The sequence below is a fragment of the Geitlerinema calcuttense NRMC-F 0142 genome, assembly GCF_030285425.1.
Map to the genome: position 1 here is coordinate 51,459 of NZ_JASVEJ010000029.1, position 13,011 is coordinate 64,469.

The 13,011-nt window shown below is 46.8% G+C and carries 12 protein-coding genes, 1 rRNA gene and 1 pseudogene; 8 read left to right on the plus strand and 6 right to left on the minus strand.

The window, feature by feature from the left end:
- Positions 1–118 precede the first annotated feature (118 nt).
- The 4 genes from QQ055_RS07790 to QQ055_RS07805 all read left to right on the plus strand — a co-directional run bounded on the left by QQ055_RS07790 (position 119) and on the right by QQ055_RS07805 (position 4,501).
- A complete protein-coding gene (locus QQ055_RS07790; protein WP_069969598.1) occupies positions 119–577 on the plus strand; it encodes a GatB/YqeY domain-containing protein in 459 nt (152 codons plus the stop codon).
- Positions 578–668: 91 nt separating this feature from the next.
- Positions 669–2,600, plus strand: coding sequence for a protein kinase domain-containing protein (locus QQ055_RS07795; protein ID WP_286004516.1), 1,932 nt, complete (start codon positions 669–671; stop codon positions 2,598–2,600).
- Between the two features lie 64 nt (positions 2,601–2,664).
- Complete coding sequence (locus tag QQ055_RS07800) at positions 2,665–3,729, plus strand: SGNH/GDSL hydrolase family protein (RefSeq protein ID WP_283357029.1); 1,065 nt, start codon at positions 2,665–2,667, stop codon at positions 3,727–3,729.
- A gap of 52 nt (positions 3,730–3,781) precedes the next feature.
- The gene (locus QQ055_RS07805; RefSeq protein ID WP_069969601.1) at positions 3,782–4,501 is read left to right on the plus strand and encodes a DUF8619 family protein; all 720 of its coding nucleotides are present in this window, start codon (positions 3,782–3,784) and stop codon (positions 4,499–4,501) included.
- Here QQ055_RS07805 and QQ055_RS07810 read toward each other — a convergent pair.
- Together QQ055_RS07810 and QQ055_RS07815 are read right to left on the minus strand one after the other, a co-directional pair.
- Positions 4,498–5,127 carry a precorrin-8X methylmutase gene (locus QQ055_RS07810; RefSeq protein WP_069969602.1) on the minus strand — a complete coding sequence of 210 codons (630 nt, stop codon included), beginning with the start codon at positions 5,125–5,127 and terminating at the stop codon, positions 4,498–4,500. The genes QQ055_RS07805 and QQ055_RS07810 overlap by 4 nt on opposite strands.
- Positions 5,128–5,255: 128 nt before the next feature.
- Positions 5,256–6,032, minus strand: coding sequence for an MBL fold metallo-hydrolase (locus QQ055_RS07815; RefSeq protein WP_286004517.1), 777 nt, complete (start codon positions 6,030–6,032; stop codon positions 5,256–5,258).
- Positions 6,033–6,218: 186 nt separating this feature from the next.
- On the opposite strand from QQ055_RS07815, the gene QQ055_RS07820 reads away from it, so the two are divergent.
- Complete coding sequence (locus QQ055_RS07820) at positions 6,219–6,848, plus strand: DedA family protein (protein ID WP_286004518.1); 630 nt, start codon at positions 6,219–6,221, stop codon at positions 6,846–6,848.
- Between the two features lie 201 nt (positions 6,849–7,049).
- Here the strand turns inward: QQ055_RS07820 and QQ055_RS07825 are convergent, their stop codons facing one another.
- Together QQ055_RS07825 and pirA are read right to left on the minus strand one after the other, a co-directional pair.
- A complete protein-coding gene (locus QQ055_RS07825) occupies positions 7,050–7,412 on the minus strand; it encodes a hypothetical protein (protein WP_286004519.1) in 363 nt (120 codons plus the stop codon).
- 156 nt (positions 7,413–7,568) lie between these two features.
- Positions 7,569–7,985: an arginine synthesis PII-interacting regulator PirA gene (gene pirA / locus QQ055_RS07830; protein ID WP_069969606.1), complete on the minus strand. Its 417-nt coding sequence runs from the start codon at positions 7,983–7,985 to the stop codon at positions 7,569–7,571.
- 387 nt (positions 7,986–8,372) lie between these two features.
- Here pirA and QQ055_RS07835 point away from each other — a divergent pair.
- Both QQ055_RS07835 and QQ055_RS07840 read left to right on the plus strand, forming a co-directional pair.
- A pseudogene (locus QQ055_RS07835) lies at positions 8,373–8,918 on the plus strand (TerD family protein); the annotation flags it as partial.
- Positions 8,919–9,005: 87 nt separating this feature from the next.
- Complete coding sequence (locus QQ055_RS07840; protein ID WP_286004523.1) at positions 9,006–9,815, plus strand: VWA domain-containing protein; 810 nt, start codon at positions 9,006–9,008, stop codon at positions 9,813–9,815.
- Between the two features lie 8 nt (positions 9,816–9,823).
- Here QQ055_RS07840 and argS read toward each other — a convergent pair whose 3' ends face one another.
- Both argS and nadC read right to left on the minus strand, forming a co-directional pair.
- Complete coding sequence (gene argS, locus QQ055_RS07845; RefSeq protein ID WP_286004520.1) at positions 9,824–11,581, minus strand: arginine--tRNA ligase; 1,758 nt, start codon at positions 11,579–11,581, stop codon at positions 9,824–9,826.
- Positions 11,582–11,625: 44 nt separating this feature from the next.
- Positions 11,626–12,513 carry a carboxylating nicotinate-nucleotide diphosphorylase gene (gene nadC, locus QQ055_RS07850; RefSeq protein ID WP_286004521.1) on the minus strand — a complete coding sequence of 296 codons (888 nt, stop codon included), beginning with the start codon at positions 12,511–12,513 and terminating at the stop codon, positions 11,626–11,628.
- Between the two features lie 326 nt (positions 12,514–12,839).
- On the opposite strand from nadC, the gene QQ055_RS07855 reads away from it, so the two are divergent.
- Positions 12,840–13,011, plus strand: a 16S ribosomal RNA gene (locus tag QQ055_RS07855); the annotation flags it as partial.

A 13,011-nucleotide genomic window follows, 5' to 3' on the forward strand; every position in this document is an offset into this window, starting at 1 on the left:
AATGAGAGGGAATATCAACCTCGATCGGTAGTTCTACGAGGATGAAGTTTATGATGAAAATAGCGGAAAATCTCCGCATATTCCGGTAGAAAAGCAAGCAAATTTTGAGAAAAGGTCTATGAGTTTAATCGATCGGATCGGCGAAGAGATCAAATCAGCAATGAAAGCCAAGGACAAAGTTCGGCTAGAGACTGTTCGCAGCATTAAAAAGGTTTTGCTGGAAAAACAAACCAGCGTTCGCGATCCTGAATCTAAGGAACTGAGCGAAGCTGAAGAACTTGAAGTTCTCTCGCAGCTTGCCAAACAGCGGCGCGACTCGATCGAACAATACCGCAGCGCCGGCCGCGAGGATCTCGCTCAAAAAGAAGAGCAAGAGTTAGTGATTATTGAGGAGTATTTACCGCGTCAACTCTCGGATGCAGAGATAGAAAGCGCGATCGCCCAAATTATTGCCCAAGTGGGGGCAACCTCCCCGAAAGATATGGGTAAAGTGATGGGGCCCGCTATGCAGCAACTCAAAGGCAAAGCAGACGGAAAGAAGGTGCAGGACATTGTAAAAGCTAAATTGAGCGGCTAGATTGCGGCAGGGGAAAATCGGCAAAGACCTTGAGACTGCTCTGCCTGCGAACTCCGAGTAGACTAAAAACAGTTGGTACGAACAGAGAATCATGCAACCACCCATTCCCATCGGCACGCTTTTACAAAATCGCTACCAAATCCTAAAGATTTTGGGTCAGGGAGGGTTTGGTCGTACCTATTTAGCAGAAGATAAGGGTCGCTTTAACGAATGGTGCGCCCTTAAAGAGTTTATTCCTCAGCAAACGGGTACCTACGCCTTAGAGAAGTCTAAAGAGTTATTTCAACGCGAGGCGAGTACCCTTTACCAAATTCGCCATCCCCAGGTTCCCCAGTTCCGCGCCACCTTCGAGCAGGAAGGGCGGTTATTTCTGGTGCAAGATTATGTTGAGGGGAAAACCTATCGAGCGTTGCTGGCAGAACGTCAGGCCCAAGGGAGAGCGTTTAGCGAAGCAGAAATCCACAAGCTTTTAGAGCAGTTGCTTCCCGTATTGGCTCAGATTCACGCTCAGGGGATTATTCACCGGGATATTTCACCTGACAATATTATGTGGCGTCAAAGCGATTCTTTGCCGGTTTTAATTGATTTTGGCGTTGTCAAAGAGGTGGTAACGCGCTTTCGTTCTCCAGAGGAGACTGTTCCCCAAGCAACAACGGTGGGGAAAGCCGGTTACGCCCCTAAAGAGCAGATGCAAATGGGGTTAGCGTATCCTAGTAGCGATCTGTATGCGTTGGCGGTGACGCTGCTGGTGTTGCTGACGGGACGAGAACCCCAAGAGTTGTTCGATCCTAATCAAATGAGTTGGCAGATCCCGGTGGGGAATCATCCTCAACTGCGGCCTGTTTTAAGCCGGATGTTAAGCTATCAGCCGAGCGATCGCTTTGCCCATGCGAATGAGGTTTTGGCGGCATTGCAGACGCCCCAATCCCCGGCCGTTCCGCCCACTCAGCCTTTCCCGGTACAAGCGGCTTCAGAGGTGCCGCCGACTCAGCCGTTTTCGCCGCAACCGCCAACTCCGAGTTATTCTCCGGCCCCCAATCCTTCAGAGATGGCAACAATGGCGGTGGGAGGGCGATCGCAACCGCTGAGTTCTAGAACGCCAACCCCCCCGCAAGGGCCGGTGATTCCGCCGAATCCAACGTCTATTTGGGATAATCCTTGGGCTGTGGTGGGGATTGGGGCTGGTGTCGCTTTAGCGGCGGGATTGGGTTCTTTGGCACTGTTCACGGCCGTTCTCGACCGCCCTACGCCCACCCCAACGCCTACGGTGACGGTGACGCCGACGCCAACGCCAACGCCGTCTCCCATCGTGACGCCAACGCCGACGCCTGCACCCGTTACTTACGAGCAGTTTTTGAATATTCAACCCAACCGCGTCGCGAATTTAGAAAATCAGATTCGGGCAAATGAAACCGTTCGCTATGCGTTTAATGTTGAAGAAGCGAATGATTTTAATGCTTATTTGTCGGGCGAAGGGGTGTTGATGTCGCTGTTTGGGCCCGATGGCGAGGCGTTACCAGGGCGATCGCAAAATGTGTCGATTTGGGAAGGAACGCTTCCGGCTAGCGGCGAATATCGCATTGAAGTTAGACCCGTGCGCGGCATTCAACAAGCGGATTATCAGTTGAATCTCAATTTAATTGCGCCCGAACCGACTCCGGAACCGACTCCGGAACCCACGCCGACGCCTACACCAACGCCAACAGTTCCTCCTCCGGTTGAGGTTGAAGGCGAACAAGTGCGCTTTCCTGCTGGGCAAACGGGGGTAGAACGGACGGGAGTAGTGGGACCGAGTCGAGTTTACCGCTATTCGGTTCGGGGTCGGCAGAATCAGGTAATGACGGTGGAAATTCTTGAAGGAAATGCCCGATTTAATGTGCGCTTTCCGACGGGAGAACCAATCCCGGATGCGGCGGGACTGCTATTCTGGCAAACGCAGTTACCTCAAGGCGGCGACTACCAAATTGAGGTTGTGGCGAATGAGGAGACGGATTTTAGAATTGCGATCGCCATCCAAGATTAGCGAAACGATTGACAAATTCAACGTCCTGATTTAAGAATGTACAGGTTTAGCTGGACAAGGATTCATGTTTAAATTTAAAAAGCTTCCTGCTTTATTAGGACAAACAGCGATTATCTTAACGATTTCGCTAATCTTTACAGAAGTCGCCTTGAGAATCTATAACAAATTCAATCCTAGTTTCGTCTTTTACGATGCTTCTTACAATCGCTATCGGGGCAAACCCTTTGCGGATGACTATGATTTTCAACTCAATTCTAGAGGGTTTAAGGATGTTGAGTTTGAGGTTGAAAAAGCCCCAGACACCTATCGAATCTTAGGAATCGGTGATTCGTTTGCCTATGGAGTGGTTCCTTACGAGCATAATTACTATACTCGTTTAGAAGAAAAGCTGAATCAATCTAATGGGAATTTTGAAGTGATTAATATGGGAATTCCCAACCTCGATCCCAAGGATTATTTAGCAATTTTGATGAACGAAGGCTTGGAACTCAACCCGGATATGGTAGTTCTCAGCTTTTTTATTGGGAATGACTTCTTAAATTCTAAATCAGAAAGACGCAGTTTATATACTTATTCCTACACAGCATCTTTTGTTAATTTCATCGTTCAACTGGCGCGTAAATATGAAGGGAATGTAATTCACGGCAAGTATGTTTATCAAGATGATACTAAAACTTTAGAAGATGATGCTTTTTTGGCAGTGCAACAGCATCGCAGCATCCTTTTTTATAAAGATAATAATGGATTTGCAGATGATGTAGAAACAACGTTTGATTATCTCCAGAGAATTCAGGAAATTTGTAATTCTAGAAATATTCAATTAGTCGTTGTCTTAATTCCCGATGAAAACCAAGTCAATCCTGAACTTCAAGCGCAAGTTGTTGAAAGTTTGGGCGGATCGCTGGAATACTATGATTTTGACATTCCCAATCGCCTCTTAACCCAGAAACTTGGACAAGCCAATATTTCTTACTTGGATTTACTCGATCTCTTTAGAACAGAAACCAATAATCAACTGCTCTATAAACCCAACGATACTCACTGGAATATTCCGGGAAATGAGCTAGCAGCGATTGAGATTCATCGGTATCTGAGAGAGCAATTTTTTAACACCTCAGCCAATCACTAAGTAGAAAGATTCAAAATCAAAGTTAAAATTGGGGTAGCGAGTCGTACTGAAGATGCTGATTCCTCTAACCCGTAAGAAATTTGAAGAGCTTATCCCCACCATTGCGACGGGGAACCAGTATAAGCATTACTGGGGAAAATTTCCGGACTTTCTCAGGCGGTTACTGATTTCCGTGATTGGTGTTGTGGTCGCGTTTTTTGCTCGGATTGCTACTTTAGGCAGTAGTTCCGGGATTCTGATTTTTGCGGTTGGGATTACCGTTGGCACTTACTGGTTGTGGGGCCCGATTTTTTGGGCCAGTCGCCGCAACGCCAGTTACCGCAAACATCCCTACAGCGGATTTTGGAAAGGTCGCGTGTTAGATGTCTACGTTACAGATGACGTAGTGGGAACCGAAGAAACGGTGAATAGTCGGGGGGAGTTGGTGATTGTTGAAAACCGCGAACGTCGCCTCAATCTTGAAGTTGGAGATAAAACGGGATTCTATACCGAACTCCAGGTTCCCATTCGGCGAGATTACCGGGCGATTCGACCGGGACAAGTGGCCTTAATGTTAGTGATGTCTGACCGTCCGGATCTGAGCCGAATTTTACAAACCTCTGATGTTTACATCCCAAAGCTGAAACTCTGGGTTAGCGATTATCCTTGTGTGCGACGGGATGTGTTTGAAGAAGTTAGCCAAACGCTACGTCAACGTCGAACCCGTTCCCCTTCAGAGGGTCGTTCTGCTCGTCGTCCGGCGCGATCGCGTATGGAGTACGATCCTTACTAAATCATGACCTGTCCTTCTTGACCGTAAGCTTGCCAAGCCAGCTCAACTAAGCCGTTGACAATCGCGGCAGCAACCACTGCACTCCCTTTACGCCCTTCAATCCGGATATGAGGGACAAGGGAATCATTGAGACGGTCTTTGGCGACATCGGCTTCTACAAACCCCGCAGGCGTGCCAATAATTAAAGCCGGTCGAATGACTTCCGTTTCTACTAATTCAATCAACGCCGATAATGCAGTTTGGGCCTGACCGACTACAAAAATTCCTTCTGGGTAGCGTCTAGCAAGGGTTTCTATGCCCCAGGCGGCTTTGCTTTTCTCTTTTTGGGGTCGAGTGAGCGTTTCCATGCTGCAATACACAGGGTTCGCAAAGGTATGTTGAATGGTGGGGGCAATTCCCACCTGTACCATAGGGACATCAACAATAATCGTGGTACGGGCAGCTAGGGCAGCGGCTCCGGATTGCAAAGCTTGTTCTGAAAAGTGAATCAGCGATTTATATTCAAAATCTGCCGTTGCATAAATGACTCTGCGGACAATTTCGTACTCCGCAGGTGAAAATGTATGTTCTCCAATTTCTTGGTCAATGATGCCCAAGCTTTGGGCGTCAGTCGTGTGCCATTCCATGCGCCACCAGCACTTCAGCTATCAGCTATCAGCTTATCAGGTTGTTGGGGTTTCAGTGGGTCTTGTTAAGGCGAGCAGAACAATTTCTAATGCCCTAAATTCTGGATTTGTGCCAGCGAAAGGGGAACTTAGGGAGCAGCAGGCTGTTTGAGTTTAAGCTCAATCCGTTCTCCTGGCTGGGGTTCAATGATTTGTGTGGGGAGATGGTGCTGCTGCAATTGAGCTTGTAATGCCTTGGTGCTGCCTTTGGCTTTGAGCAGGACGTTAATTAGACCTTCTAGGCGGATATCGCCCCCGGCGGCAGTGGGTAAGAGAAATTGAGGTCGGATCTGTTGGGCGAGTTCTAGGGCGCGTTCAGGGCCTTGGATGATGGAACCGATCGCGGGAATCGATAAATTTATGATGGGCGCGATCGCAACATCTATGGGGGCTAGATCTTTTAACTGGGGGTCATGGTTGCCGTGGGGTTCGTAATATAAGCTGGTACCTTGGTGTAAATCTCGGATCAGATAGCCATTTTCTAGGGTAAATGGACCTAGGGGGGTGCCTTGGGTTGCTCGAATTTCTAGATGGTTATCTAATTTCCAGGTTTCGCCTTTGAGTAGCGGGTAAACATGCCGATAGCCTAGCTTTTGCACCACTTTGGCTGCGCTTGCTGAGGCAACAACGGGAATGTTACGGTCTAGGCGTTTGAGGGTCGGAGGATGGGCGTGATCTTCTAACCCCTGAGAGAGCAAGATTAGATCGATGGATTCGGGAATGGGACGATCTTGCGATCGCACTCCTTTAAATAACCATTCTTGGTTGCCAAAGCTTAAAACCCCGACTAACCACGGATCGATCGCAATCCGTTTTTGTCCGATTTCCACTAACCAGGAGTTACTATCCAACCAAGTCAGGTGCATCTGTTTATCATTAGAATATCTCCTCACTATTTTAGAGAATTGTGTTGGATTGTTAAGGATCTGGCTTGGGGCTTTGCCTTCTAGTCGATTGTGACTCTTGGGTAAAGGCGATCGCTTTTGATTGACACAAGTCCCTTGAGCAAGCCAAGATCGATGTAAAGTAAAGCTTTGTAAAGGCTTTGATGAATGTCATTAGACTTTATTTCGTTAGAGACCATTCAGGAAATTGCCCATCAATACGGTTACTGGACTGTCTTTCTAGGCATCATGTTAGAAAATACCGGCATTCCCCTACCGGGCGAAACCATTACCCTCGTCGGAGGCTTTTTAGCGGGGAACGGAGAACTGAACTATTGGTATGTTCTGGCTAGCGCGATCGCGGGTGCAGTGGTAGGCGACAATTTTGGTTACTGGATTGGTCGTACTGGAGGGTGGCCTTTTCTCGTCCGGATCGGTCAGCTTTTCCGGATTGATGAATCCCAGTTGCTTGCAGTTAAAACCCAATTTAGTGAAAATGCGGCGAGAGCCGTGTTTTTAGGGCGTTTTGTGGCGTTACTACGAATTTTTGCCGGTCCTATTGCAGGTATTGCCCAAATGCCTTATCAGTTATTTTTGCTGTGTAACCTGGCAGGGGCAGCGCTTTGGGCTTCCGTTACAATTAGCCTTGCCTTTTTTGTAGGGCGCGTTGTTCCGTTAGAAACTTTGATTGCTTGGGTTGCTCAATTGGGCGTTTTTGCTCTCTTGCTAGTCATTGCTTGGATTGCTGTTCCCCTCTGGTGGGAGTCTCGTCGCAAGGAATTAAAGCCAGGAGAATAGCCTGGGCAGAAATTGGATGCATTGAAATAAGCGCAAACCTTTAGGGTTTGCGCTTTTCTGTCGAATCATCACTATCCTCAACTTCCTTCGCTTTTCTTGCAAGGTGTTGAGTTCGCCCTTTTGAGGGGGCGTTGGAGTTCAAGAAAACTGGAATTAAAGTCTCTAGCGCGTCGGCGCGTTAGCAAGGGAATTAGGGTAGGTTTAAATCGATCGGTCGGTTTCGCAAGACGGATTTTTATGAATCGAATCTGAATTCAAAAGACGGTATATAGGGGTCGATAGGCGGTTATACAAAGGCTTCACGAATTTAGCAAGGTAAAATCGAAAACTGCGATCGCTCTGTTGTGAGTCTAGGGCAAACTCTTCTCTAAAACGAATAATGAATGCTTTAGCTTGTTGAATGGCTTGTCTGCGATTGCGAAAAACTCCTACGACAATCGGAACATTGCTATCAGTCGATATAATTTGGGCTTCGTAACCTGAGAAATAGCGATCGCCAGTCAGAGGATTCACTGCATAGCGCCGCAATATGCTGTAGTTAACATTCAAATAGGTCTCGTGCATAATTCTCCTCGGTACTCAGAAAGACCGCCCGAAGTCAGCAAGACCTACAAGATTCTCACAAAACTTAGCCCCAAGAAGAACCATCCTGGGGCATAAAAACCAATCTTACTTAAGATAGAAGTCAATTACATCAAAGCTAGTTAGCTCGATCTGTCTTTAGCGTTGAGATTCCACAAGTTGCAGCTTCTCAACTTCCAATTGCTGAAGTAAATTAACATCGCCTTTAGAACGAGCAACTTGAATGCGATGCTCTAATCTCTTCAAAATATTGGCACGATGCAGTTGAGCAGCTTCGATAAACCGTTTGTGGCGGGTTAAAGGTTCTGATGGAGAGTTGGCAAAGGTTCGATTCAGGTGTGTCGCAATATCTACTGCTTCCGGTTCGGGAGTTTGATAGGTACCGTAGGCAATCCCGCGATATTTTAAATCGAGCGGAGCTTGAGGAACGGGAATATGTCTAGGATAGCGCTGTCTGTACTCCTGACCGCGATACTTGGCAACTCTATCTGCCTCAGCCATATCCAGAGCAATGGGTTCGTGTTCGTAGGGGGTTCCTCGATAGGAAAGTTTCATAATAATTGCCTTCTCTCTGCCTGTTCGGTGATTGGTCAAAACAGAAATAATTTTTTCTGTATCTATTTTTACATTCTGACATTTTTTTTCTAAGTTTGGCAATTTTTAAAGAAATTTATCAAAATTTTCTAACAAGTTCCTGAGTTTCTGAGGTTTTAATCCCTGTCACACCTCTGAAGATAGATTTCGATAATCCTCTTGGAGGAAGTCTAAGAAAAGATTGTGTAAACTCCTTCTGTAACCGTAGTTTAAGAAGGAGATAAGGTAAGGTTGTAAATTTGTAAAATTTCTAAAACAACTTTGGTTTTCCTGTAGCTCTTGGCTAAAATCGAGCCACATTAAACTATCCTTGATCTTCATCAAATCTTTAAAGTAGAACGTTAGAGTATGGGACAATCTTTAATCAAAGGCGATCGCTTTAATCTTTCTCAGAGCTTCCCCAAACTGAATCAGCTTACTGTTGCGCTAGGTTGGCAAGTGGAAAATGCACGGCAGAGCTATGAAATTGATACTTCCGTTTTTATGCTAGGGACAGAGGGTAAAATCCCAGATGAGCAATATTTTGTTTTCTATAATAATCCTCAATCTCTTGACGGCTCAGTTCAATATTTAGAACATCCATTGTCTTCTAATTCTCTAGAAGGGAAAACACAGATTTGGATAGATATTGACCGAATTGATACCCAAATTGAAGAACTTGTTTTTGTTGTAACTATTCATGAGGCACAAGTTAAACAGTAAAGCTTTCAACAGATTAAAAATGCTTTTATTAAAATTAGCGATCGCGCTAGCCAAACCGAACTCATTCGTTATAGCTTAAATGAAGCTTTTACCGAAGAAACTGCCTTAGAATTTGGGCGTTTATACCGCAAAAGCAACGAATGGCGATTTCAAGCCGTTGGACAAGGGTACAAAGCCGGGTTACAAAGTTTTGTAGATAAATACTACATTGACTCTCAACTCACGTCCCCTTCCCTGTCTTCGCCTCCACCCCAACCTACTCCTCCTCCAGCAAAACCCATGAACGATAACCCCTCTCCAACCCGCATCGCCTTAGAGAAAAAGCTTGAAAAACAAGCACCGCATATTTTCGATCTCACCAAAAAAGCTGAGATTTCCCTCAAAAAAGCCAATCTCAACAACCATCAAGCCAAGGTAGCCTTGTGTCTTGATATTTCCGGTTCCATGTCTCACCTGTACTCATCCGGAAAGATTCAAAAGCTAGCGGAAAAAGTCCTCGCCTTGGGGTGTCGCTTTGACGATGACGGATCGATTGATATTTTTCTATTTGGGGCTAACGATCATTATCCAGGGGAAATGACCATTGATAACTTTAGTCATTTTATAAGTAATATCCTACGCCAGTATCCCCTAGAAGGAGGCACTTACTACGGTAAGGTGATGAAACGCCTTCGACAATTTTACTTTCCCAGCGATCGGGGAACGCAGCATAAAACCCCCACCAGCGCAGATCAACCCGTTTACGTCATGTTTGTCACCGATGGCGCTACTGCGGATCAACAAGAAACCATTAACCAGTTGCGCGGATCTTCCTACGAGCCTATTTTTTGGCAATTTATGGCCATTGGCAAGTCTAATAAAGACGCGACTGCTAAAAAAGGCTTTTTCGCCAAGTTGACGCAAGTTTTTGAAAGCGACTTCAGCTTTCTAGAGAAACTAGATGAGTTAGAGGAACGCTATTTAGACAATGCAGACTTTTTTAGCGTGGAAGACCCGCTCGGTATTCCCGACCAAGACCTGTACGATCTCTTAATGGGCGAGTATCCCAACTGGGTGAAGCAAGCCAGATCGAAGCAACTCTTGCGCTAATCTGAGTCTTACATGCGTTCGACTACAGCAATGCCTAATAGGGATAATCCGAGTTTCAGGGTACGTGCTGTAATGTCGGATAAGGCAAGGCGAGAGGTACGGTAAGGTTCCTCTGCTTGTAAAACCGGACATTGGTCGTAAAATTGGTTGAATTTCTGGCTGAGTTCAAACAGATATTGACAAAGGCGGTTAGGCATTAAGTCTCGTTCCACCTCTTGGAGAATATCAGAGAGTTGAAGTAAGTGTTTGGCTAGAACCCGTTCGGACTCTTCCCCTAAAAGGATATTGGCATCTTCGCCGACTTGTTCAAAGTCAATATCGCCTTTACGACCAATACTTCGCACCCGTGCATAGGCATACAGCATATAGGGTGCGGTGTTGCCTTTTAACTCCAGCATTTTACCGTAGCTAAAGATATAGTTACTGGTGCGGTTTTGGCTTAAGTCAGCGTATTTAACAGCACTGAGTCCAATGACTTGAGCAACATTTTGTTTAAACTCTTCGCTTTCCTGGCGATTCGTTTCTGCTAGTCTTGCCTGTAAATCAGCATAAGCGCGTGCGATCGCCTCGTCTAGCAAATCTCGCAATCTTACCGTATCCCCAGAACGGGTTTTAAGTTTCTTGCCATCTTCCCCTAGCACCAAGCCGAAGGGGACGTGAACGACTTCAACTTCTTCTGGAAGCCAACCCGCACGCCGCGCCACTTGGAAGAATTGAGCAAAGTGCGAGGATTGACCTGCATCTGTAACATAGATGATGCGATTAGCATTATCTTGCTGGATTCTATAGCGCAATGCCGCTAAATCGGTGGTGGCGTAGTTATAACCCCCATCAGATTTTTGCACGATCAGCGGTAGGGGTTCGCCTTCTTTATTCGTGAAGCCTTCTAGGAAGACGCATTTTGCGCCATCGCTTTCTTCTAGCAATCCTGCTTGCTCAAGTCCTTCTAAAATATCGGGTAGAAGTGGATTATAGAAAGATTCGCCGCGTTCTTGCAGCTTGATGTCTAGGAGATCGTAGATAACCTGGAATTCTCGCCGCGACTGGTTGCACAAGAGTTCCCACGCACGCCGACTATCCGTTTCCCCGGCTTGCAGTTTCACCACTTCGTTGCGGGAGGTTTCTTTAAAGGCTTCGTCTTCATCAAAGCGCTTTTTAGCTTTACGATACAGCGCCACTAAGTCTCCCAAGTCGAGTGCATCTTGCGTAGTCAGTGCTTCGGGGTAAGCTTCTCGTAAGTAGGCAATTAACATCCCAAATTGCGTTCCCCAGTCGCCAACGTGGTTGAGGCGCAGCACGTCATGACCGCGAAATTCTAAGATCCGAGCAATGCAATCTCCAATAATGGTAGAACGCAAGTGACCGACGTGCATTTCTTTGGCAATGTTGGGGGAAGAAAAGTCGATGACGATGCGTTGGGGATGTTTTTCGGTTTCTACACCTAGGCGCGGATCGTTTTTGATGGCGTTGAGTTGGGCTTCAAGATAGCTTTGCTTCAGGCTAAGGTTAATAAAGCCGGGGCCTGCAATTTCTGGCGGTTCGCAAAGTTCGCTAATCTTTAAATGATCGAGGATTTGTTGGGCGATCGCTCTCGGTTGCTGTTTGAGTCGTTTGCTCAATGGCATGGCGACGTTAGATTGATAATCGCCGAATTTTGGATTGCTGGCAGCAACCACCATCGGATCGCATCCAGCTAAGTCGCTACCAAAGGCGTCGGTTAACGCCTGTTGAAATTGCGTTCTGATTGTTTTTAGGGCTGAAGGCATAGGGATTCAGATAAGGTTTAGGTATAGAGCGACCTGCTAGTTTATCAGGGAAGGGGGACTCTTTGCCCGACTTTCATGCTGATATCTAACCAACTCGAACGGGTAATGGGGGCGCTACTGGAAATATAATCGACTCCCGTTTCGGCGATCGCGCCGATAGTATCGAGGGTGACGTTACCCGAAGCTTCTATTTTAATTCGGGAATTGTAAGCGCGGATGCGTTGGACGGCTTGTTGCATCTGTGCGACGGGCATATTGTCCAACATGATAATGTCGGCGTTATGTTGCAAGGCTTCTTCTACTTGCTCTAGGGTTTCGGTTTCAACTTCGATGGATAAGGGGTAGGGAATGGAGGGACGAACTTGGGCGATCGCTTCGGCAATGCCCCCAGCCGCTGCAATATGGTTATCTTTAAGCATAATGGCGTCATCAAGTCCCATCCGATGATTTCTCGCGCCACCCACTTGAGAGGCATATTTTTCCAGCAGTCTTAAGCCTGGGGTGGTTTTGCGCGTGTCTGCGAACTGGGTAGGGAAGTTTGCGATCGCATCTACATAACGTCGCGTTTGGGTTGCAACTCCACTCAGGCGCATGACGAGGTTAAGGGCAACTCGTTCTCCCATTAATAAAGCATCAAAGGGGCCATGCAATCTGGCGATGACTTGACCGACTTGGCAAGCCTCGCCTTCTGCGATCGCGGCGACGAAGCTAACTTGCGGATCGAGAAGCTGAAATACCCTGGCTGCAACTGGAAGGCCCGCAATAATGCCTGCTTCTTTGGCGATCCATTCGGCTTTAACTGTATTGGGGGTTCCTGCGATCAGGCATTGCGTAGTGCGATCGCCCCTCCCAATATCCTCCTGCAACCACAGAAGCAAGAGCGCATCCAACCGAATCCAAGGAGGAAGAACTGCTATAGAAGAACGTTCCACAAAATTTTTTTAGGGATTTTTCAAAACACCACCCCCTATTGTCCCTCAAAAAGCTTGTGTAGAGGAGGTTTGAGGGAATTTGCAAAAACATCGGTCAAAGGGTTGACAAAGCCTGTCGAGATTGTTAGATTAGTAAAGCGCTTGAGAGAGAGACACCTCCGAGAGCGCCCCGAACTAGACAACTCAAGAGTTGAAGCAACGAGCCAAGAATAAAAATCACCTCGTTAAAAAAACATTCCACTCCCAGATTAGCGAAAAGTTAATTGAGGGGGTAAAAGATAACACCAGAATAACTCGAAAGTCAGATTTGAGTAAAGACAAATCTTGTCACGGAGAGTTTGATCCTGGCTCAGGATGGAACGCTGGCGGTCTGCTTAACACATGCAAGTCGAACGGTGTCTTCGGACACAGTGGCGGACGGGTGAGTAACGCGTGAGAATCTACCTTCAGGTCGGGGATAACCCCTGGAAACGGGGGCTAATACCGGATAGGTCGAAA

Bases quoted from the DNA above. Each gene is read 5' to 3' on its own strand.
- QQ055_RS07790 (WP_069969598.1), top strand. From the start codon at position 119: ATGAGTTTAATCGATCGGATCGGCGAAGAGATCAAATCAGCAATGAAA.
- QQ055_RS07795 (WP_286004516.1), top strand. From the start codon at position 669: ATGCAACCACCCATTCCCATCGGCACGCTTTTACAAAATCGCTACCAA.
- QQ055_RS07800 (WP_283357029.1), top strand. From the start codon at position 2,665: ATGTTTAAATTTAAAAAGCTTCCTGCTTTATTAGGACAAACAGCGATT.
- QQ055_RS07805 (WP_069969601.1), top strand. From the start codon at position 3,782: ATGCTGATTCCTCTAACCCGTAAGAAATTTGAAGAGCTTATCCCCACC.
- QQ055_RS07810 (WP_069969602.1), bottom strand. From the start codon at position 5,127: ATGGAATGGCACACGACTGACGCCCAAAGCTTGGGCATCATTGACCAA.
- QQ055_RS07815 (WP_286004517.1), bottom strand. From the start codon at position 6,032: ATGCACCTGACTTGGTTGGATAGTAACTCCTGGTTAGTGGAAATCGGA.
- QQ055_RS07820 (WP_286004518.1), top strand. From the start codon at position 6,219: ATGTCATTAGACTTTATTTCGTTAGAGACCATTCAGGAAATTGCCCAT.
- QQ055_RS07825 (WP_286004519.1), bottom strand. From the start codon at position 7,412: ATGCACGAGACCTATTTGAATGTTAACTACAGCATATTGCGGCGCTAT.
- pirA (WP_069969606.1), bottom strand. From the start codon at position 7,985: ATGAAACTTTCCTATCGAGGAACCCCCTACGAACACGAACCCATTGCT.
- QQ055_RS07840 (WP_286004523.1), top strand. From the start codon at position 9,006: ATGAACGATAACCCCTCTCCAACCCGCATCGCCTTAGAGAAAAAGCTT.
- argS (WP_286004520.1), bottom strand. From the start codon at position 11,581: ATGCCTTCAGCCCTAAAAACAATCAGAACGCAATTTCAACAGGCGTTA.